The following is a 20725-nucleotide window of genomic DNA, read 5'->3' on the forward strand; positions in this document are numbered from 1 at the left end:
CCCCCGCCGCACCCGCTGCACAGACCCCGGTCACCCCGGTGGAGGCCCGCATCCTGGCACTTCTGGCCGCCGGCGCCACCACGGCCCGGGCAGCCCGGGAGACGGCCCTCACCGCGGACGGGGTGACCTACCATCTGCGCCGCCTGTCGTCCCGCTGGGGCGCCTCCAACCGCACGGAACTGGTGGCCAGGGCGTACGCCCTGGGGGTGCTGGCCCCCGGGGTGTGGCCGCCGGGCGTCCCGGGTGACGAGGCCTGACGGAAATCCGGTCGCCCGCTGCTCCGAGGCTGTCTAACCTGACCTGGCCCATAAGCCCAGGACCCTAGTTTTCGCGACGACCGCTTCCCAGGAGTCTCCCGTGCAGCCGCTCACCGAGCAGGACATCCGCTCCTCCTTCATCAACTGCTCGAAGGGCGAGGCCAAGCGTCTGGCCGTGCCCCGGGACCTCGCCGCGCGGCCCTGGGACGATCTCGACTTCCTAGGGTGGCGTGATCCGGGGGCGCCCGACCGGAGCTATCTGGTGACCGGGCGGGAAGGCCGTCTCGTCGGCGTCGCGATGCGGTTCCAAGCCGCGCAGCGCGGGTTCCTGCACCGCAGCATGTGTTCGCTGTGCCTGACGACCCACCCGCGGGGCGGCGTCTCGCTGATGACCGCCCGCAAGGCGGGGGCGGCCGGGCGTGAGGGCAACACCGTCGGGGCGTACATGTGCACCGACCTCGCCTGTTCCCTGTACGTACGCGGGAAGAAGGCACTGGAGAGCGGGGCCCGGTTCGAGGAGAGCCTCACCCTGGAGGAGCAGATCGAGCGGACCACGGGCCATCTGGCCGCCTTCCTCGACAAGGTGTACGCCTGAGCCCCTCGGTCGCCCGTGGTTTGCCCCCGCACTAACGTCCTTCATGAGCGTCCTTCACGGACGTGTTCGACGGATGCGTTCGATGCGCCGGGGAAAGGGAACAGCCCGAGGATGCGAGAGGTACGCGAGTGGACGGCGCAGGCCGGGCGGATCGTCAGGAAGCGCCGTGATCCCGTGGTCGTCCAGACGCTGCGGTCCGCGACCGCCGCGACGATCGCCTACGTCATCGCGCTGCGCCTGAGCCCGGAGGCGGCGCCCCTCACCGCTCCCCTGACGGCGCTTCTGGTCGTCCAGGTGACGCTGTACGCCACGCTCACCAACGGCTTCCGGCGGGTGAACGCCGTGGTGACCGGCGTTCTCCTCGCCATCGCCTTCAGCCTGCTGGTGGGCCTGACCTGGTGGAGTCTGGCGCTGCTCCTGGTGGCCTCGCTGGCCGTGGGCCGGCTGGTCCGGGTGGAGGAGTACGTACCCGAGGTCGCGATCAGCGCGATGCTCGTCCTCGGCGTCACCAGCGTCGGGGACACCGCCTGGGCCCGGGTGGTGGAGACGCTGATCGGGGCGGTCGTCGGCCTCGCCTGCAACCTGCTGCTGGCTCCACCGGTGTGGGTGGAGGAGGCGGGCGAGTCGATCGGGGACCTGGCCCGGCGACTGCGGCAGCTGATGCTGCGCATGGGCGAGGAGGCCGCCGGCGGCACGCCCGTGGAGCGCGCGGAGAAGCAGCTGCACGAGGCGCGCCGCCTGGACCACGACATCGTCGAGGTGGACGCGGCCCTCCGGCAGGCCGAGGACAGTCTGCGGCTCAACCCGCGGGTGCAGGACAGTGTGCTGCACCGGGTCGTGCTGCGCACCGGCCTCGACACGCTGGAGATCTGCACGGTCGTCCTGCGGGTCCTCGCCCGCTCCCTCACCGACCTCGCCAAGGGGCGCGAACCCGAGCCCCCGTTCGAGGCCGAGACGGGCGCCGCCCTGGAGCAGCTGCTGTCCGAGATCGCCGACGCCGTGGTGAGCTTCGCGGTACTGGTGACCACCCACCTCAGCACGAGCGCCGAGTCGGCGGAGGAGCGTCTGGCCGCGGAACTGCGCACAGCGGCGGGCACCCGCGACAAGCTGGCCCTGCTGCTGCGCGAGGAGGCAGAACGGGCACCCGGGCACTGGCAGCTTCCAGGAGCCGTCCTGACGGAGGTCAACCGCATCCTCGACGAGCTCGACACCGAGCACCGCACCCGGCGCCTGTTCGAGGAACTGGACCGTGTGTCGCGCGAGCAGCGCGCCCGGATGCCCCGTCTGACGCGGTTGCGGGAGCGGCTGGGCGTCACGGAACAGATGTGGCGGAACCGCGCGGGGTTCGGCGGGCGTTCTCGCTGAGGGGCCCTTTCCCTCTGTGCGTCCGGCCGCGCGACCCGGACGGGCACAGGAAAGGACCCCTGAGGGGAACGCCGGCAAGGGCCGGCGCCTGACGCGAGGAGCGGGCCGATGGCCGACACGACCGTGCGGATCGACGGGAACACACTGCGGCTGCCGGGCGGGGTCGCCGTGCGGTTCATCCGCACCCTGCGCCTGCCGGAGACCGGGACGCATCCGCTGCCGCCGGGGCTCGGCGAGTTCCCGGTGCGGCGGGTCGCGGACTACGGGGACAGGGTTCCCGAGACGTGGCGGGCGCGCGGCGGTGTGATGCTGCCGGTGTATCTGCGCGAGGCGATGTGGCTGAGCTTCGCGGGCACCTCGGAGCCGGCCGCGCTCCAGGTGGGGGTCGGCAAGGTGTGTGCGGTCTCGGGCCGCCCCTGGAGCGACCGCCTTACCCGCGGCCCGCAGAACTACGTGGCGCTCCCCCGCCAGCCCTGGCTGGACGGCATCAACTCCGGCACGGGCACGGTCCGGCAGTTCGTGGCCGTCCCGCTCGGCCTGGGCGCCACCGTGGAGGGGCAGGTCACGGGCGAGGAGGTGTGGGGCGGGGTCCAGCTGCGGTCCTTCGCCCTCAACGACCGGGAGCTGGCGCGGTGGCGGCAGGAGGAGCGGCAGCGGGCGGAGCGGCAGCGGGCGATGCCTCCGCCGAGTGGCTACGGCGCCGCGATGCCCACGGCGGCGCCGTCCGCCTCGGCCGGCTTCGGCGCCCCCATGCCGATGGCGGCTCCGCCCGCGCCCGGGCCGGTTCCGGCGCCGGCCGCGGGAGCCGCTCCGGCGGGCCCTCCCCGCGCGGCCGCCGCGATGGGTCTGGGCGTCGGCGGTTCCCTGCGGCAGGAGGTCTACCAGGACGACCGGCCGCTCACGGACTGGTCGGAGCAGCCGGCGGGCCGGGTCTTCGTCCACCTGGTGACACCCCCGGAGTGGCGCCGCATCACCGGCGAGGCCGCTCCCCCGTCGCCGGTCGACCGGGCCGCGTACACCCGGGCGGGCCTGCCCTGGTTCGACTACTACGACGAGGACGCACAGGATGTGCCCTCCGCCCACTCACTCCAGTCCGTGAAACCGGTCGGCGACTGGCTCGGCGACGACCACGAGCCCTGGCAGCCGCCCACGCCGGGGCAGACCCAGCAGCTCAAGGACGTCCCGGGGCAACCGGTCGAGGACGGGGACTGGTAGGCGGCCGGGGCCTGCCGTTGTTGCACCCGGCGGCTCGGAAACGTCAAGGTGGCTGTCACGACGGGGACGAGTGACGACCTGAGGGGCGACATGGACAGTGGTGGCTGGAGCAGGCGCCGGTTCGTCGGCGCACTGGCGGGCGGGGCCGCCGCGGCGGCGCTGCCGGCCTGTGACAACTCCCCCGCGCCGGAGACGACTCCGGCCCCGCAGCCCGAGACGGGCACGGGCCCGTCGGGAGAGGCCCGCCGCCCCTCCGGGCCCCGCCCGCTGTACCTCGGCACCTACACGTCCGCAGAGGGCGGCGGCAAGGGCATCGGTCTGGCCACGTACGACGCGGCGACGGGCCGGATCACCGGCACCGGCACCGTCACCGGCGTCGGCGACCCGTCGTACCTCGCGATCCACCCGGACCGCCGCACGCTGTACGCCGTGGACGAGCGCGACGACGGTGCCGTGACCGCCGTGCGGCTGGCCGACCGGAAGGTCCTGGGCAGCCGGGGCACCGGCGGGGCGGCGCCCTGCCATCTGTCGGTGCATCCGGGCGGGCGCTGGCTGCTCAGCGCGAACTACGGCTCGGGCAGCGTGGCCGTGCATCCCATCGACGCCTCGGGCGCCCTGGGCGAGCGCACCGACCTCGTCCGGCACACCGCTCCGCCGCCCGGCCCGGGTCAGGACGGCCCGCACGCCCACCAGTTCGTCACCAGCCCGGACGGGGGCCATGTCCTCGCCGTCGATCTGGGGACGGACACCGTCTACACGTACCGGCTGGACGACAAGGCAGGCACGCTCACCGAGGTCGCGCGGGCACACACCCGGCCGGGCGCGGGGCCACGCCACCTCACGTTTCACCCGGGCGGCCGGTACGCGTACCTCGCCAACGAGGTCGACAACACGGTGGCGGTCTGCTCGTACGACCCGGCCTCCGGCCGTGTGGAGGTCGGCGAGGCACAGTCGACGGGCACGGGCTCGGGCACCAGCTACCCGGCGCAGATCCTGGTGCCCGCCGACGGCCGCAACGCCTATCTCGCCAACCGCGGCCACAACAGCCTCACCCGCTACGCCGTCGAGGCGGACGGCGCCCGGCTCAGGCTGCTCGGCACGGTGCCGGTCGGCGGTGACTTCCCGCGGCAGATCGCCTTCTCGCCGGAGGGCACGTTGCTGTTCGCGGCCAATCAGAAGTCCTCCACCGTCACCGTCTTCCACGTGAACGGGGCGGACGGCGAACTGCGGCGCGCGGGCGAGGCGTTCCCCTCACCCGTCGCCGTCTGTGCGCTGCCGCTGTAGGGCCCGCGGGCACGACGCGGCGCTGGCCTGGCTGAGCAGGATGTGCATACGCTCGGTGAGCTGCGCGACGTCGTCGGCGGGCGCGTGGAACGCGAGGCGTACGTCGCCGTGGGTGCGGGCGCGTTCGATGCGCAGCGTCAGCCCGTGCCGGTCGACGGCGAGGGGCTGGACGCGGACAGCGCGGTGGAGGCTCTCGGAGTCGACGAGCCGGGTGAGCCGCTCGACGGCGTCGGCGTGGCAGTCGGCGAGGTGGGTCAGCAACCGGGCCTCGGCCGTGGTGAGCGGGTCGGGCACGGCGGCGGCGAACTCGTCGAGGTCCACGACCACGGAGCCGGACGGCCGCCGCAGCACCACGCGCGTGGGCGTGAAGGCGAGCCGCTCGCCCTCGACGGCGAACCAGCCCGCGAGCCACAGCCGGGCGCGGATCCGGTTGCCGACCGGGACGGGCGCGACGTCGGCGAACTCCAGTACCGCGGACGGCTCGCCGCGGGGCGCGCAGATCGCGGCCGTGAGCAGGGAGCTGTCCTCGGGCACGTCCACGTACACGCGTCCGTCCTCGCCCACGGTGTGCGCGCCGACCAGCTCCTCCCGCGTGCCCTCCGCGGTCACGGAGCAGGACCACGCGGCGGCGAGCACCGAGCGCGCCCGCTCCGCGGCGGCGGGAGCCGCTGTCCAGCTGTGGCTGTCGTCACCCATCCCAGACCTCCTTAGGTAAGCCTCACCTAAACTACCGAAGATCGGGGTGCACGCCAACCACGTCACGCGGCTTTGCGAGACCTTTCAGACGGTGAGGACGCCCAGCAGCGCGCGCGCACACAGCTCACGCACCTGCTCCCGGCTCAACTCCGTGCCGCGCAGCCACTCCAGACAGACGGCCGTGGTGAACGCCAGCCAGCCGCGCACGGCCAGCCGGATCTCCGGCCGCTCCCCGAAATCCGGGCCGAACTCGGGATCCGCGCCCAATGCGGCGAGGATCTGCCGCTCCTGCGCGGCCAGAGCCCGCTGGTAGACCCGTCGCACCGCCTGATCCCCGGCCGCGTCGGCGCGATGGAAGGCCCGATAGCCGTGCGCGTGCGCCTGGACGTACTCCAAGAACGTCTCAAGACCCGCCGTGAGCTGCTCGCGGACCGGTACGCCGGGCACCGCCGCCGTCATACGGAGCATGCGCTCGCTCTCGCGCTCGACGACCGCCGCGAAGAAGTCCCGTTTGGTCGGGAAGTAGTGGTACAGCAGCCCGCGCGACACCCCGGCGATCTCGGCGACCTGCTCGATCCACACGTCGTCAAAGGGACTCTCCGAGAACAGCCGCGCCCCGACCGACAGAAGCTGCTCCCGGCGCTCCTCGGTACTGAGCCGGCGACGCGTGCGCCCGCCCTGGTTCGCGGCCATGCCCGCACTTTACTTGACGTCGGTTCAACAACGGCACCAGACTGAAACGCCCTATTGAACCCACGTACAACACGTGCGAACCCGCCGCCGGATCAAGGGAGATCGCGTCATGGCTAAGGCGCCGATACGGACCGTAGAGCCCAAGGGGTTCCGCAGCGCCGAGCATGCATGGCCGGAGCTGGAGCGCATTCCGCATCCGCCGCGCAGGATCCCGCTCCTCGGTGACGTGGTCGGCGTGAACCGGCGTACCCCCGTGCAGGAGTCGATGCGTTACGCGCGCCAGTTGGGGCCGGTCTTCAGGCGGCAGGCGTTCGGCAAGGAGTTCGTGTTCGTGTGGGGTGCCCGGCACACGGCCGACCTCGCGGACGAGGCGCGGTTCGCCAAACACGTGGGACTCGGCGTGGCCAACCTGCGGCCGGTCGCCGGGGACGGCCTGTTCACGGCGTACAACCACGAGCCCAACTGGCAGCTGGCCCACGATGTGCTCGCCCCGGGGTTCAGCCGTGACGCCATGGCCGGCTACCACCCCATGATGCTGTCCGTCGCGCAGCGGCTGACGGAACACTGGGACCGGGCGGCGGCGACGGGCCGGGCGGTGGACGTGCCCGGCGACATGACCAAGCTGACGCTGGAGACGATCGCGCGCACCGGTTTCGGGCACGACTTCGGCTCGTTCGAGCGCTCCCGGCCGCATCCCTTCGTGACGGCGATGGTGGGCACGCTGACCTACGCGCAGCGGCTCAACACCGTGCCCTTCCCGCTGGCCCCGCTGCTGCTGCGGAGTGCGAGCCGCCGCAACGAGGCCGACATCGCCCTCCTCAACCACACGGTCGATGAACTGGTCCGGGCGCGGCGCGCCACCGGTGGCGGCGCCGGCGATCTGCTCGACCGCATGCTGGAGACGGCCCATCCCGGCACCGGGGAACGGCTGGCGCCGCAGAACGTCCGCCGCCAGGTCATCACCTTCCTCGTCGCCGGGCACGAGACGACCTCGGGCGCGCTCTCCTTCGCGCTGCACTACCTCGCCCGCCACCCCGAGATCGCGGCCCGGGCCCGCGCCGAGGTGGACCGGGTGTGGGGGGACACGGCGGAACCCGCGTACGAGCAGGTGGCCCGGCTGCGCTACGTCCGACGGGTGCTGGACGAGTCGCTGCGGCTGTGGCCCACCGCGCCCGCGTTCTCCCGGCAGGCCCGACAGGACACGGTGCTGGCGGGGGAGCATCCCATGCGGCGCGGGGCGTGGGCACTGGTGCTGACGCCGATGCTGCACCGCGACCCCGAGGTGTGGGGCGCGGACGCCGAGCGGTTCGACCCCGACCGCTTCGACGCCCAGGCCGTACGGTCCCGGCCGGCGCACACCTTCAAGCCGTTCGGGACGGGCGCCCGGGCGTGCATCGGGCGCCAGTTCGCGCTACACGAGGCCACGCTGGTGCTCGGGCTGCTGCTGCGGCGCTACGAGCTGCGGGCCGACCCGGCCTACCGGCTGCGCGTGACGGAACGGCTGACCCTGATGCCGGAGGGCCTGCGGCTGCGCCCGGAGCGCCGTACGACGGTGCGGGAGCCGGCCTCAGACCTGCGCCGTCCAGTGCCCGGGGCGGGCGACTGACCCGGGCAGCCGGGTCCCGGCACTCCCACGGGCCGCGTTCAGCTGTGGCTGGGTGAGGAAGAACGCGCCGGTCAGGTCGGCGTCCGTGAGGTCCGCGTCGCGCAGGTCGGCGCCGATCAGGTCGGCTCCCCGCAGGTCCGCGCCGGTGAGGTCGGCCGCGATGAGGTAGGCGCCGCGGAGGCTGGCGCCGCGCAGGTCGGCGCCCCTGAGCCGGGCGCCCATGAGGTCCGCGCCCCGGCGGTCCTTCTTGCGGCCCTTGGTGCCGGCCCTGGCCAGCTCGCTCGTCCTGAGCAGCAGGACGTTGACCTCCTGGCGGTGCGCGGCCACGTCCAGCCCGGCGAGTTCCTCGGGGGTCCCGCCGGTCAGCTCCTCGGTCTTCTCCAGGGCCTTGCGCAGCTCGGCGTGGACGGGACGGGCCGCCGGCAGGGCGAGCGCCTCGGTCAGATACCACAGCAGCTCGTGCAGTTGCCTGACCAGCGGGAACACCTCGAACATACGACGGGCGTCGTCCCGCGGACCGGTACGCCAGTCCCGCCCGCCGAACGTGACCTGCGAGACCTGTTGCCCGGCGCCGAAGCAGTCGTAGACCGTGCAACCGGAGAACCCTTTCTGCCGCAGCTTCGCGTGGATGCCGCAGCGGTGGTCCTCCCGGAGGTTGCGGCAGGGCGTGCCGGCGGCCTTGTCGACCGCGAAGTCGGCCGAGGCGGCGAAGGGCAGGGCGACGCAGCACAGCCCGAAGCACCGCTCGCAGTCGCCGCGCAGGTCGGCCTGCTCAGCTTGGTGTTCTCGCATGCCGTTCAGCATACGGAACGACAACTGACGGCTGAGTTCCGGTCACACCGCCGGCCCGGGTGACTCCAGGCGCTCCAGCCGCTCGGGGTCGGCCAGGATGTACAGGCCGGTGATGCGGCCGTCGGCGATCGTGACGCCCATGACCGACTGCACGCGGCCCTCGGGCGCGTGGACGACCCCGACCGAGCCGTTGACCAGCACCAGCTGTGCGGCCTGCGCGTAGCGGGCGAACATCAGCGCCTGCTCCGCCACCGTCTTCGCGCCGTGGACGACCTTGGACGCGGCCGCGCCCCGCACGAGCGCCCCCGAGTCGGCCCGCAGCACCACGTCCGGGTGCAGCAGTGCGAGCAGCGCCTCGAAATCACCGCCGCGCGAGGCGGCCAGGAAGGCGTCGAGCACCCGCTTCTGGCGGCCGAGGTCCGGATCGGCCGACGGGGTGGCGCCACGCACCCGGCGCCGCGCACGGCTCGCCAGCTGCCGGGCCGCGGCCGGGCTGCGCTCCACGATCGGCGCGATGTCGTCGAACGGCACGGCGAACATGTCGTGCAGCACGAACGCGAGCCGCTCGTCGGGCGCCAGGTTCTCCAGGACGACGAGCAGGGCCAGGCCCACGGAGTCGGCCTGGAGCACCTCCTCCGCCGGGTCGACGACCTGCGCCAGGGGTCGCAGCACCGGGTCCGGGACGAAGGCGTCGCCCATCGGTTCCTCGTGGCGTGCGGCGCGCGAGCGCAGCAGGTCCAGGCAGATGCGGCCGGTCACGGTCGTCAGCCAGCCGCCCAGGTTCTTGATGTCGTCCGCGTCGGAGCGGCTCAGCCGAAGCCAGGCCTCCTGGACGGCGTCCTCCGCCTCGGCCAGTGACCCCAGCATGCGGTACGCGACCGCCTTCAGATGGCCGCGATGTTCCTCGAACCGCTCGGCCAGTTCCTCGCTGCCTGTCATGGTCTCCCCCGTCGTGCGCCGGTCATCTGCTGAACAGTTCGAACGTCACCGCCTGCCTGCCTCCGAACCGCTCCCCCATGGCCTCGGCGTGCCCGGTCAGGAAGCGGCGGACGTAGGTCTCCGGGTCCTCGTCGGTCAACACCTCGATGTAGCTGCGGTGTTCCAGCAGCGAGGCCACCGCGCGCTCCATACCGTCCGTCGCGTCGACGGCGTGGGTGGGGGTGCTTGAGCCCGCGACCGCGACCCAGCGCACGCCGTCCCAGGGGTCGAGGCCCTGCTCGACGAGCTCGGGGAAGATCCACCGGTTTCCGGCGTCGCCGGCCGCGTCGAGCGTGGCCCGGCCGACGGCGACGTGGTCCGGGGTGTTCCAGGCGACGCCGCCCCAGGTGTCACGGTGGTTGAGCGTGATGACCAGCTCGGGCTTGTGCCTGCGGATGGCGGCGGCGATGTCGCGGCGCAGGGCGGTGCCGTACTCGATGACGCCGTCCCCGTGGTCGAGGAACTCCACCTCCGACACGCCCACCACCGCCGCGCTCGCCCGCTGTTCCCGCTCGCGCAGCGGCCCGCACCGCGCGGGCTCGATGGTGTCGATGCCCGCCTCGCCCCGGGTCGCGAGGACGTAGGCGACCTCGCGGCCCTCGTCGGTCCAGGCCGCGATCGCGGCCGAGCAGCCGTACTCCAGGTCGTCCGGGTGTGCCACGACCGCGAGGGCACGCCGCCAGTCGCCGGGCATGGGCTGCAGTTGAGTGGTCGTCATGTTCGCAGACTAATCGGCGCCACCGACATCACGGGGCGTACGGCACGGCATCACGCCTCGTCCCGTACGAGGGCCAGCAGCCGGTCGAGGACGCGGGGGCCGCCGGTGCGGATGCCGTCGTGCTCGAACTCGTCCGTGATCCAGGTGCGCAAGCCCCGGATCGTGCGGGCGGTGCGCAGGGAGTGGGCCGTGTCGACGTACATGTCGTCGTGGTAGACGGCCGCCACGACCGGTACCTCGTTGGCGGCGAGGCGGGCCGGATCGTACAGCGGCGTCCAGTCGGTGCGGGCGGCGAGCGCGCCGGCGGTCTCGCGCAGTGGGCGCAGGGCCGGGTCGCACTCGAACATCCAGGGATGAATCGATTCTCCGGTGAACAGGAGGGGCTCGTCGCCCGCGAGCGCCTTGGCGGCGTCGAACTGCGGGAACTCGGCGCGGACCCGCTCGGCCGACCAGTCGGTGGGCCGGGCGTCCTGGGCGTAGATCGACTCGTGGATCAGGGCGTACAGCGGGTGGCGGGCGTAGGAGAGCATGGCCTGCGCCTGCTCCAGGAACGCGTCGGAGAGCGTGAAGCCCTGCGGGGTGCGGACGAAGGCGTTCTCCAGGAGGTAGTGCAGGCGGTGGGTGCCGTCGCCGGTGCCGAGGACGATGCCGAGCGACTGGAAGGCCTCGACGGAGAGCCGGTAACCGTTGGGCAGGACCACGTCGTGGTGAAGCAGGTGGTCGGCGATGCGGCGGGCGCGTTCGGCGTCCTGCGGGTAGCGGGCGTAGTGGGCGCCGACCTTGCGTTCGACGCGTGGGAACGCGGCCCGGTAGACGTCGTCGGCGTGGGCGTCGAGGGAGGGCAGCCCGCCCGTGATGACGGCGGCCGCCAGGCCCTCGGGGGCGAGGGAGAGGTAGCTGGTCACGCAGAAGCCGCCGAAGCTCTGGCCGAGGACGGTCCAGGGAGCGCCGCCGGTGACCTCGGCGCGGATGGCCTCGCAGTCGCGGACGATGGAGTCGGCGCGGAAGTGCGTGAGGTAGGCGGCCTGCTCGGCCGGACCGCCGCGCAGCGGGAGCGTCTGGCGGCCGGCGGGTGTGCTGTGGCCGGTGCCGCGCTGGTCGAGGAGGAGGACGCGGTACTCCTTCAATGCCCTGCCGAGCCAGCCCGGCCGGCCGACGGACCGGTCCGCTCCGAAGCCGGGACCGCCCTGGAGATAGAGCAGCCACGGGAGGTCCTGGTGCGTCTTGTCGCTCGCGACGACCTCGCGGGCGTACAGCTCGATCGTCTCGCCGTCGGGGCGGTGGTGCTCGAGGGGGACGGTGAAGCGGCGGTCGGTGAGGACGACTCCGGGCTGACGGTAGCTGTGGGTCAACAGGGCTCCCGGGACGGACGGATTTTCGGGCCGCGTCCCAGTTCATCACAGCGAGCGTCCGCTCGTGAGTCCTTCGATCATGAAACCTTGCTGAACGGCGGTTCAGACTCAGCGGGCGGACAGGCTGGAGCGGCGGACCACCAGCTCGGGCTGGAGGACGACCCTGTGGTGCTCGTGTGCCCGCCCGGCGCCCTCTTCCTCCGTCTCCTCCAGGAGCAGGTCGGCGGCCATGGCGCCCATGGTGACGGCGGGCTGCCGCACCGAGGTGAGCGGGACGGCGGCGGCGGCGGCGAACTCGATGTCGTCGTAGCCCACGATGGCGAGGTCGTCGGGGACGTCGACACCGGCCGCGTACATGGCCTGCAGGACGCCCAGGGCGAGCAGGTCGTTGGCGCAGAACACGGCGGTGGGCCGGTCGGCGAGGCCGAGCAGCCGGGCCCCGGCGTCGCGGCCGGCGGCGACGTCCAGCCGTTCGGTGGGCAGTTCGCGCAGCGCGTCGGGCCCGAGCCCGGCCTCGGCGAGCGCTTCGAGGGCGCCGGTGCGGCGGTCGCGGACCTGGTTCAGGCCGGGCGGGCCGCTGACGTAGGCGAGGGAGCGGTGCCCGGCGTCGACGAGGTGGCGTACGGCCAGGGCGCCGCCCGCCACGTCGTCGACGGAGACCGAGCACTCGGTGGTGCCCTCGGCGACCCGGTCGACGAGGACGAACGGGATGCCGTGGCGGCGGAACGCCTCGATGTTGCGGCCGGTCGCGTCGGCGGGCGTGAGCAGCACGCCGCGCACCCGCTGCTCGGCGAAGAGCGACAGGTACTCGGCCTCCTCGCCCGGGTCCTGGGCGCTGTTGCAGACCATCACGCCGACTCCGGCCTGGCGGGCGGCGCGCTCGGCCCCGCGCGCCACGTCGACGAAGAAGGGGTTGCCCATGTCCAGGACGAGCAGCCCCATGATGCGGCTGCGGCCGGCGCGCAACTGGCGCGCGGACTCGCTGCGGACGTAGCCGAGCCGGTCTATCGCGGACAGCACCCGGGCCCGGGTCTCGGTCGCGACCGTGTCCGGGCGGTTGATCACGTTCGAGACCGTGCCGACGGAGACTCCGGCGACGCGGGCGACGTCCTTGATACCCACCGACTGGGCCATCGGGCAGGGACCTCCAGAGGGAGACGAGGGGGCGGCGGCCGGGGCGGCTTCACACTACCGGCACGCCGCCCCGGGAACCGGATGCGGTCAGGCGGGCAGGCGGAAGTCGATCACGTGCAGCGCCGAGGGCGTCGTTCCGCTGGACTTCTCCTGGTACATGAAGGACAGCACGCCGTCCTGCGCGACCCGCGTCTCGTCGATGACGACCTCGCCGAAGGCGTTGAGGCCGCTGCCGTCGAAGAGGATCCTCCAGTCGGTGTGCCCGGAGGCCGCCGAGGCGGCGGCGATCCGGCCGAACGGGAAGATCGCGTAAGCGTTGTTGTATTTGTCCATGACCAACTTGGTGCGCTGGCTGGAGTTCAGCGGCACCGGTATCTCGGTCTTCTGCCATGGGCCGGAGGAGCTCTTGCGGACGAGGAAAGCGCGGCCGTTGGCCGTGCGGTTGGCGACGTAGTTCGTCGTGCACTGGCCGAAGCGGCCGGGAACGTAGCTGATGATGGCGTGGGGGCGGCCGGCCGAGTCGGTCCACTGGCTCTCCTGGTTCATCAGGGAGTGGTCCGGGTTGAGCGGGTCGACGACCAGACCGGCGTCGGTCACGGACACCTTGTCGGAGCCGCCGGTGACGCCGACTACGGTGCCCGCGTTGTTGCGCCAGGTGCGGCCCCGGTCGTCGGAGTAGACGTAGCCGGTGTCGTGGTTGGTGATGCCGCCGCCGTTGCACATCACGGCGCCGTTCTGCTCGCGCCAGGTGAAGAGCGAGTGCAGCCGGCCGTTCCTGTCGTAGTCGATGCCGTGCAGATACATGTTGCGGGCGGTCGAGGAGCCGTGCTCGCTGCTGTACGTGCCGGTCGAGCTGGACCACTCCCCCAGGTTGGTCCACTTGGTGCCGTCGTACTCGGCGAGGGCGTTGCGCCCGTTGCCTGAGACGGCGACGCGGTAGCTCAGCTGGAGCCTGCCCTCCGGCGTGGATATGAACTGCGGGTAGGTGAACTGCGAGGTCAGCGCCAGTCCGTCCAGGGTGGACTGGGGCGCACCGAAGCGGCTCGTGGTCCAGCTCAGCCCGCCGGGGTTGTCCAGGAGCCCGGCGACCGACTTGACGTAGGTGAAGCCGTCGCTGTGAGAGTCCATGTTGAGGTGCAGCCGGCCGTCGACCTTGGAGACGCCCATGGAGATGACGTTGTGGGAGTCGTTGTAGCGGAGGGAGTGCCCGACCTTCACGGTGGACCAGGTACTGGCGCCCAGGGCGCGGCGGCCGACGACGGCGTTGCGGTCGGCGGTGTACCAGACGGCGTACTGGTAGCCCTTGTAGGTCAGCAGACCGTTCTTCTGGAACGCGTTGTTGTTGACCAGCCCGTCGTAGGACACGAAGAAGATGGCCTGGCCGTCGAGCGTGGTGGTGCCGGTCCGGGTCACGGAGGGGCCGGGGTCGGCGGCCCGTGCGGTGCCGGAGGTGAGGGCCGGTGTCACGACGGCTCCGGCGAGAGCGGCGGCCAGCAATGTACGTCTGTGCATCTCATGAACTCCATTGTTCAGGCGAGGTGGAACACTTCCGTGAGCGGTTTCATGGCCTCGTCGGGCCGGGCGCCGTCCAGCGACTCGAAGAACGGCGCCATCTCCGCCTGCCAGCGGGCGTTGACGTCGGTGGCTTCCATGCCGGCCTGGGCGGCGGCGAAGTCCTCGGTCTCGAGGTAGCCGACGAGCAGTCCGTCCTCGCGCAGGAAGAGCGAGTAGTTGTGCCAGCCGGTCTGTGAGAGTGCCTGGAGCATCTCGGGCCACACCGCGGCGTGCCGCTCGCGGTACTCGTCGAGGCGCTCCGCCCGGACCTTCAGCAGGAAGCACACGCGCTGCATCAACAACCCTCCGTCGGTCAGAAGTTGAACTGGTCGATGTTCTTGGCGTCGAACACGGTCGGCTTGCCGAGGCTGATCACGCCGTCCTTGCCGATGGTGTACTCGCCCATGGAGCCGGCCTTGAAGGTCTCGCCCTCCTTGCCGGTGATCTGCCCGGAGGACAGGGCGACGGCGGTACGGGCGGCCAGCTCGCCGAGCTTGGCCGGGTCCCACAGCTCGAACGCCTCGACGGTGCCGTTCTTGACGTACTTGCGCATGTCGTTCGGGGTGCCGAGGCCGGTCAGCTTGACCTTGCCCTTGTACTTGGAGCCCGACAGGTACTGGGCGGCGGCCTTGATGCCGACGGTGGTCGGGGAGATGATCCCCTTCAGGTTCGGGTACTCCTGGAGCAGGCCCTGGGTCTGCTGGAAGGACTGCTGGGCGTCGTCGTTGCCGTACGCGGTCTTCACCAGCTTCATGTTCTTGTACTCGGGCTTCTTCAGCTCGTCCTTCATGAAGTCGATCCAGGTGTTCTGGTTCGTCGCCGTCTGTGCGGCGGACAGGATCGCGATCTCGCCCTTGTAGTCGATCTGCTTGGCGAGCAGCTGCACCTCGGTGCGGCCCAGGTCCTCGGCGGAGGCCTGGGAGACGAAGGCGTTGCGGCAGTCGGGCGTGGTGTCGGAGTCGTAGGTGACGACCTTGATGTCGTTCTTCATGGCCTGCTTCAACGCGGTGCACAGCGCACCGGGGTCCTGCGCGGAGACGGCCATGGCGTCGACCTGCTGCTGGGTGAGCGTGTTGACGTAGGAGACCTGCCCGGCGGTGTCGGTCGCGCTGGACGGGCCGACCTCCTTGTAGCTGGACCCCAGCTCCTTCAGCGCCTTCTCGCCGCCCTTGTCGGCGCTGGTGAAGTACGGGTTGTTGACCTGCTTGGGCAGGAAGCCGACGGTGAGGCCCTTCTTGGTGGCGGCGTTGGGGTCGGCCTTGCCGGCGGTGGCGGCGGAGGCGCCCTCGTCGGCGACGTCCTTCTTGGTGGTGCCGCCGCAGGCGGTGAGCGCGAGCGCGAGGGAGGTGGCGGTGGCGAGAGCCGCGCAGCTGCGGCGGAGGGTTGACTTGCGCATGGCGTTGGTCCTTTACGAGGAAGGGCTGGGTTACGAGGTGGGAGTCGAGGCGGCTCTGCGGCCCGCCCTCGCTTGGGAGATCTGCCGCAGGACCCGGGGGCCCAGCACGGACAGAACGAGCAGGACGCCGGTGACGACGATCTGGGACTGGGCGGACACGTCCTGGAGGCTCATCACGTTCTGCAGCGCGCCGAGGAGGAACACCCCGGCGATCGCACCGCCCAACGTGCCCTTGCCGCCGTCGAAGTCGATGCCGCCGAGCAGAACGGCGGCCACGACGGACAGTTCGAGGCCGGTGGCGTTGTCGTAGCGGGCGCTGGCGTAGTGCAGCGCCCAGAAGATGCCGGTCAGGGAGGCCATCAGACCGGTCAGGGTGAAAAGGATCAGCTTCTGCCGCTTGACCCGGATGCCGGCGAAGCGGGCGGCCTCCTCGTTCGCCCCGATCGCGAACAGCGACCGCCCGAACGGCGTGGCGTGCAGGGCGACCACGGCGATGGTGAGGAGGACGAGGAACGGCAGGAGGGCGTACGGGACGAACGTGTCGCCGATGCGCCCGGACGCGAAGTCCAGGTACTGGACCGGGAAGTCGGTCACCGCGTCGGACCCGAGCACGATCTGCGCGATGCCCCGGTAGGCGGCGAGCGTGCCGATGGTGACGGCGAGGGACGGCAGCCCCAGCCTGGTCACCAGCAGCCCGTTGACCAGCCCGCACACGACACCGAGCAGCAGGCAGATCGGGATGATCGCCTCGATGGTCATCCCCTGGTTCCACAGGGCGCCCATCACGGCACCGGACAGACCGGCCGTGGAGGCGACCGACAGGTCGATCTCACCGGAGACGACCAGCAGCGTCATCGGCAGTGCGATCAGCGCGATCGGTAGTGTGTTGCCGATCAGGAACGACAGGTTGAGCGCGTTGCCGAACCCGTCGACGAAGCCGAAGGAGAACAGCAGGACCACGACCAGCAGTGCGCCGACGGCGGAATCCCACCTCTTCAGGCCGGACCAGCCGGCCGCCCGGCTCAGGGAGATGTCAGCCATGGCGGGCGTTCCTCTTCTTCAGGGCGGAGGCCACGCGCAGCGCGACGATCCGGTCGACCGCGATGGCGAGGATGAGCAGGATGCCGTTGATGGCGAGCACCCAGACGGAGCTGACGCCGAGGGCGGGCAATACGCTGTTGATGGAGGTCAGCAGCAGCGCCCCGAGGGCCGCGCCGTAGACGCTGCCGGAGCCGCCGGTGAAGACGACCCCGCCGACGACGACCGCGCTGACGACGGTGAGTTCGTAGCCGTTGCCGGTGCCGGAGTCGACGTTGCCGAACCGGGCGAGGTACATCGCGCCCGCGAGTCCGGCGAGGGCCCCGCAGAAGGTGTACGCGGCGAGGATCCGCTTGCGGACGGGGATGCCGGCGAGGCGCGCCGCCTCGGGGTTGGAGCCGAGCGCGTACAGCTCGCGGCCGCTGGCGAAGTGCCTGAGATAGTAGGCGGTGGCGATGAGCACGGCCAGCGCGATCAGCGCCAGGTACGGGACCGCCGCGATGCCGCCGGAGCCGAAGTCGACGAATCCGCCGGGCAGATCGGCCGCGGTGATCTGCCGGGAGCCGACCCAGATGGAGTCGATGCCGCGGATGATGTAGAGCGTGCCGAGGGTGACGACGAGCGCGGGCACCTGGCCGAGGCTGACGAGCAGTCCGTTGAGCAGTCCGAAGCCGATGCCGAACAGCACGGCCAGCGCGATCGCCACGACGGGGTTGCCGCCGCCCTGGAGGTAGACACCGGCGGCGAACGCGCTGATGCCGAGGGTGGATCCGACGGACAGGTCGACGTTGCGGGTGATGACGACGAGGGACTGGCCGGTGGCGACGAGGACCAGGATGGTCGCGTTGAGCAGCAGGTCCTTGATGCCCTGCTCGGACAGGAACTCGCTGTTGCCGGCCTGGGTGACGCCGATCATCACCAGGAAGACGAGCAGGATGGCCAGTTCACGCATCTTGAAGACGCGGTCGACCAGCCGGGTGCCGCTCGACTTGGGCACGTCGGCCACGGGGGCTTCTCGCGGGGTGACGACCGTCATGCGGCGGCCCTCCCGGTGGCTGCGGCCATCACGGTTTCCTCCGTGGCGTCGGTGCGGGGGATCTCGGCGGTGAGGCGGCCCTCGTGCATCACCAGCACGCGGTCGGCCATGCCGAGGATCTCGGGCAGGTCGGAGGAGATCATCAGGACGGCCACACCGTCGGCGGCCAGCTGGGACAGCAGGCGGTGCACCTCGGCCTTGGTGCCGACGTCGATGCCTCGGGTGGGCTCGTCGACGATCAGCACCTTCGGGCCGGTGGCCAGCCACTTGGCGAGCACGACCTTCTGCTGGTTGCCGCCGGAGAGCGTGTTGACGGTGTCCGCGATCCTGGCGTACTTCACCTGGAGCCTGACGGCCCAGTCGAGGGAGCGGCTGCGCTCGGCGCCGCGGTCCACGAGCCCGGCCTTCACCGTCGTGCGCAGCCCGGTCAGCCCGATGTTCCGCTCGATGGACATGTCCATCACCAGGCCCTGGGCGCGCCGGTCCTCGGGGACCAGGGCGACTCCGGCGGCCATGGCGGTGGACGGCGCCCCCTTGACCAGGGCCTTGCCGTGGACGGAGACCTCACCGGCGTCCCAGCGGTCGATGCCGAAGACGGCACGGGCGACCTCCGTGCGCCCCGCGCCGACGAGTCCGGCCAGGCCGACGATCTCGCCGTGCCGGACGTCGAAGGAGACGTCGGTGAAGACGCCTTCGCGGGTCAGCCGGCGCACGCTGAGGGCGACCTCGCCCGGCTCGACCTCCTGCTTGGGGTACAGCTCGTCGAGGTCGCGGCCGACCATGCGGCGCACGAGGTCGTCCTCGGTCATGCCCTCCAGGGGTTCGCTGGCGACCCAGGCGCCGTCGCGCAGGGTGGTGACCCGCCGGCAGATCTCGAAGATCTCCTCCAGCCGGTGGGAGATGAACAGCACGGCGGCGCCCTGGTGGCGCAGGGTGCGCACGACGCCGAAGAGGCGGGCGACCTCGCTGCCGGTGAGGGCGGCCGTCGGCTCGTCCATGATCAGGACCCGGGCGTCGAAGGAGAGCGCCTTGGCGATCTCGACGATCTGCTGGTCGGCGATGGACAGACCGCGGGCGGGCCGGTCGGGGTCGAGTTCGACACCGAGGCGCTCCATCAGGGCGGCCGTCGCGTTGTGGGTGGCCTTGTGGTCGATCCGGCCGAGGGCGCGGCGCGGCTGGCGGCCCATGTAGATGTTCTCGGCGATCGACAGGTCGGGGAAGAGCGTGGGCTCCTGGTAGATGACGGCGATGCCGGCGTCGCGGGCGTCGCCGGGGCCGTGGAAGGCGACGGGCGCACCGTCGAGCAGCACCTGGCCGGCGTCCGGGCGGTGCACCCCGGCGAGGGTCTTGATGAGGGTGGACTTGCCGGCGCCGTTCTCACCGGCGAGTGCGTGCACCTCCCCGGGGAACAGCTCCAGGGAGACGTCCCGCAGTGCGCGGACCGCGCCGAAGGACTTGGAGACGTCCTTCAGGGCGAGAACCGGGGCCGGACCCGTGGTGGACGGGTGGGTCATGAGGGCTCCTCGACGACGCCGGCGGGTCGGCCCTCTCGGCGTCGTGAAAGGTTTCAACTGGGTTGCCGGGACCGTAGGCGGGCTGCGCATGTCACGTCAATGGGTTCCGGTCGAAAAATTTCGAGGACAGAAGGTCACGCATGAGTCACGGGGAACCGCCTTGGCCGGAGGGGTTGACACCCCTCCGGGAGACCCATAGCTTCGCGTCCTGAATCGTTTCATTCAGTGGTCGTATCGACCCGATGTCACAGGAGCCTGACGTGACCGAGCTCGCCGCGGCGAAGGCCGCTCTCAAGACACAGGCCGTCGAGACGCCGTCGTGGGCCTACGGGAACTCGGGCACGCGGTTCAAGGTGTTCGCGCAGCAGGGTGTGCCGCGCACCCCGTTCGAGAAGCTGGACGACGCGGCCAAGGTGCACGAGTTCACCGGCGTCGCCCCGACGGTGGCCCTGCACATCCCGTGGGACAGGGTCGACGACTACGCGGCGCTGGCCAAGCACGCCGAGCAGCGCGGGGTGAAGCTCGGCGCGATCAACTCCAACACCTTCCAGGACGACGACTACAAGCTCGGGAGCATCTGCCATCCGGAGGCCTCCGTGCGGCGCAAGGCCGTGGATCATCTGCTGGAGTGCGTCGACATCATGGATGCGACGGGCTCGGCGGATCTGAAGCTGTGGTTCGCCGACGGGACGAACTATCCCGGCCAGGACGACATCCGGGGGCGGCAGGACCGGCTGGCCGAGGGGCTGGCCGAGGTCTACGAGCGGCTCGGGGACGGGCAGCGGATGCTGCTGGAGTACAAGTTCTTCGAGCCGGCGTTCTACACGACGGACGTCCCGGACTGGGGCACGGCGTACGCGCACTGTCTGAAGCTCGGACCGAAGGCACAGGTCGTCGTCGACACCGGGCATCACGCGCCGGGGACCAACATCGAGTTCATCGTGGCGACGCTGTTGCGTGAGGAGAAGCTCGGCGGGTTCGACTTCAACTCGCGGTTCTACGCGGACGACGACCTCATGGTCGGGGCGGCGGATCCGTTCCAGCTGTTCCGGATCATGTACGAGGTCGTGCGGGGCGGTGGGCTGTCGGCCGACGTCGCGTTCATGCTCGACCAGTGCCACAACATCGAGGCGAAGATCCCGGCGATCATCCGGTCGGTGATGAACGTGCAGGAGGCCACGGCGAAGGCGCTGCTGGTCGACGGTGACGCGTTGAAGGCCGCGCAGCGCGGTGGTGATGTGCTGGAGGCCAATGCCGTGGTGATGGACGCGTACAACACGGATGTGCGGCCGTTGCTGCGGGAGGTGCGGGAGGAGATGGGGCTGGACCCGGATCCCATCGCCGCGTACCGGCGGTCCGGGTGGGGTGAGCGGATCGTGGCCGAGCGCGTTGGCGGGCAGCAGGCGGGGTGGGGTGCGTAAGCGTCGGCCTGGATCTGTCGATTGCCGGGTGCGGGTCGTCTGTGCCTGATCGCGCAGTTCCCCGCGCCCCTGAGAAATCCT

Annotated in this window: 20 protein-coding genes; 7 read left to right on the plus strand and 13 right to left on the minus strand. The window is 71.4% G+C overall.

Going from position 1 to position 20725, the window contains the following annotated elements; all coding sequences use genetic code 11:
- From C1J00_RS11505 to C1J00_RS11525, 5 genes are all read left to right on the plus strand, one after another.
- On the plus strand, nucleotides 1-257 hold a 257-nt coding region (locus C1J00_RS11505), incomplete at its 5' end, for a LuxR C-terminal-related transcriptional regulator (RefSeq protein ID WP_219728340.1).
- A gap of 100 nt (nucleotides 258-357) precedes the next feature.
- Complete coding sequence (locus C1J00_RS11510) at nucleotides 358-852, plus strand: FBP domain-containing protein (protein WP_102908946.1); 495 nt, start codon at nucleotides 358-360, stop codon at nucleotides 850-852.
- Nucleotides 853-963: 111 nt separating this feature from the next.
- On the plus strand, nucleotides 964-2217 hold the full coding sequence (locus C1J00_RS11515; protein WP_102908947.1) for an FUSC family protein: 1254 nt from the start codon (nucleotides 964-966) through the stop codon (nucleotides 2215-2217).
- Between the two features lie 108 nt (nucleotides 2218-2325).
- Entirely contained in the window at nucleotides 2326-3432 is a 1107-nt protein-coding gene (locus C1J00_RS11520) for a hypothetical protein (protein WP_102908948.1), read from the plus strand.
- Between the two features lie 90 nt (nucleotides 3433-3522).
- Nucleotides 3523-4716, plus strand: coding sequence for a lactonase family protein (locus C1J00_RS11525; protein WP_180989509.1), 1194 nt, complete (start codon nucleotides 3523-3525; stop codon nucleotides 4714-4716).
- Here C1J00_RS11525 and C1J00_RS11530 read toward each other — a convergent pair.
- On the minus strand, nucleotides 4684-5412 hold the full coding sequence (locus C1J00_RS11530) for a DUF2470 domain-containing protein (RefSeq protein ID WP_102908949.1): 729 nt from the start codon (nucleotides 5410-5412) through the stop codon (nucleotides 4684-4686). The two genes, C1J00_RS11525 and C1J00_RS11530, sit on opposite strands and share 33 nt — an antisense overlap.
- An 84-nt stretch (nucleotides 5413-5496) precedes the next feature.
- Entirely contained in the window at nucleotides 5497-6105 is a 609-nt protein-coding gene (locus tag C1J00_RS11535; RefSeq protein ID WP_102908950.1) for a TetR/AcrR family transcriptional regulator, read from the minus strand.
- A gap of 109 nt (nucleotides 6106-6214) precedes the next feature.
- Between C1J00_RS11535 and C1J00_RS11540 the strand changes: the two genes are divergently transcribed.
- Nucleotides 6215-7711 carry a cytochrome P450 gene (locus tag C1J00_RS11540; protein ID WP_102908951.1) on the plus strand — a complete coding sequence of 499 codons (1497 nt, stop codon included), beginning with the start codon at nucleotides 6215-6217 and terminating at the stop codon, nucleotides 7709-7711.
- Here the strand turns inward: C1J00_RS11540 and C1J00_RS11545 are convergent.
- The 11 genes from C1J00_RS11545 to C1J00_RS11595 all read right to left on the minus strand — a co-directional run bounded on the left by C1J00_RS11545 (nucleotide 7673) and on the right by C1J00_RS11595 (nucleotide 19223).
- On the minus strand, nucleotides 7673-8515 hold the full coding sequence (locus C1J00_RS11545) for a pentapeptide repeat-containing protein (protein WP_180989508.1): 843 nt from the start codon (nucleotides 8513-8515) through the stop codon (nucleotides 7673-7675). The two genes, C1J00_RS11540 and C1J00_RS11545, sit on opposite strands and share 39 nt — an antisense overlap.
- Nucleotides 8516-8545: 30 nt before the next feature.
- Nucleotides 8546-9442: an RNA polymerase sigma factor SigJ gene (sigJ, locus tag C1J00_RS11550; protein WP_102908952.1), complete on the minus strand. Its 897-nt coding sequence runs from the start codon at nucleotides 9440-9442 to the stop codon at nucleotides 8546-8548.
- Between the two features lie 22 nt (nucleotides 9443-9464).
- Nucleotides 9465-10199 (minus strand): PIG-L deacetylase family protein, encoded by a 735-nt coding sequence (locus tag C1J00_RS11555; RefSeq protein WP_102908953.1) that lies wholly within the window; start codon nucleotides 10197-10199, stop codon nucleotides 9465-9467.
- Nucleotides 10200-10249: 50 nt separating this feature from the next.
- Nucleotides 10250-11551, minus strand: a complete 1302-nt coding sequence (locus tag C1J00_RS11560; RefSeq protein WP_102908954.1) for an alpha/beta fold hydrolase — start codon at nucleotides 11549-11551, stop codon at nucleotides 10250-10252.
- A 108-nt stretch (nucleotides 11552-11659) separates the two neighbouring features.
- Entirely contained in the window at nucleotides 11660-12685 is a 1026-nt protein-coding gene (locus C1J00_RS11565; RefSeq protein WP_102908955.1) for a LacI family DNA-binding transcriptional regulator, read from the minus strand.
- A gap of 87 nt (nucleotides 12686-12772) precedes the next feature.
- Complete coding sequence (locus tag C1J00_RS11570; protein ID WP_102908956.1) at nucleotides 12773-14197, minus strand: BNR repeat-containing protein; 1425 nt, start codon at nucleotides 14195-14197, stop codon at nucleotides 12773-12775.
- A gap of 17 nt (nucleotides 14198-14214) precedes the next feature.
- Nucleotides 14215-14535 (minus strand): L-rhamnose mutarotase, encoded by a 321-nt coding sequence (locus tag C1J00_RS11575; RefSeq protein ID WP_102908957.1) that lies wholly within the window; start codon nucleotides 14533-14535, stop codon nucleotides 14215-14217.
- Nucleotides 14536-14552: 17 nt separating this feature from the next.
- Complete coding sequence (gene rhaS / locus C1J00_RS11580) at nucleotides 14553-15635, minus strand: rhamnose ABC transporter substrate-binding protein (protein ID WP_102908958.1); 1083 nt, start codon at nucleotides 15633-15635, stop codon at nucleotides 14553-14555.
- A gap of 30 nt (nucleotides 15636-15665) precedes the next feature.
- Nucleotides 15666-16676 carry an ABC transporter permease gene (locus C1J00_RS11585; protein WP_102908959.1) on the minus strand — a complete coding sequence of 337 codons (1011 nt, stop codon included), beginning with the start codon at nucleotides 16674-16676 and terminating at the stop codon, nucleotides 15666-15668.
- A complete protein-coding gene (locus C1J00_RS11590; protein WP_102908960.1) occupies nucleotides 16669-17709 on the minus strand; it encodes an ABC transporter permease in 1041 nt (346 codons plus the stop codon). The genes C1J00_RS11585 and C1J00_RS11590 overlap by 8 nt, the downstream gene beginning before the upstream one ends.
- A complete protein-coding gene (locus C1J00_RS11595) occupies nucleotides 17706-19223 on the minus strand; it encodes a sugar ABC transporter ATP-binding protein (RefSeq protein WP_102908961.1) in 1518 nt (505 codons plus the stop codon). The genes C1J00_RS11590 and C1J00_RS11595 overlap by 4 nt, the downstream gene beginning before the upstream one ends.
- A 260-nt stretch (nucleotides 19224-19483) precedes the next feature.
- On the opposite strand from C1J00_RS11595, the gene rhaI reads away from it, so the two are divergent.
- The gene (rhaI, locus tag C1J00_RS11600) at nucleotides 19484-20644 is read left to right on the plus strand and encodes an L-rhamnose isomerase (protein ID WP_102908962.1); all 1161 of its coding nucleotides are present in this window, start codon (nucleotides 19484-19486) and stop codon (nucleotides 20642-20644) included.
- Nucleotides 20645-20725: the final 81 nt, after the last annotated feature.

The sequence above is a fragment of the Streptomyces cahuitamycinicus genome (genome assembly GCF_002891435.1).
Lineage (GTDB): Bacteria > Actinomycetota > Actinomycetes > Streptomycetales > Streptomycetaceae > Streptomyces > Streptomyces cahuitamycinicus.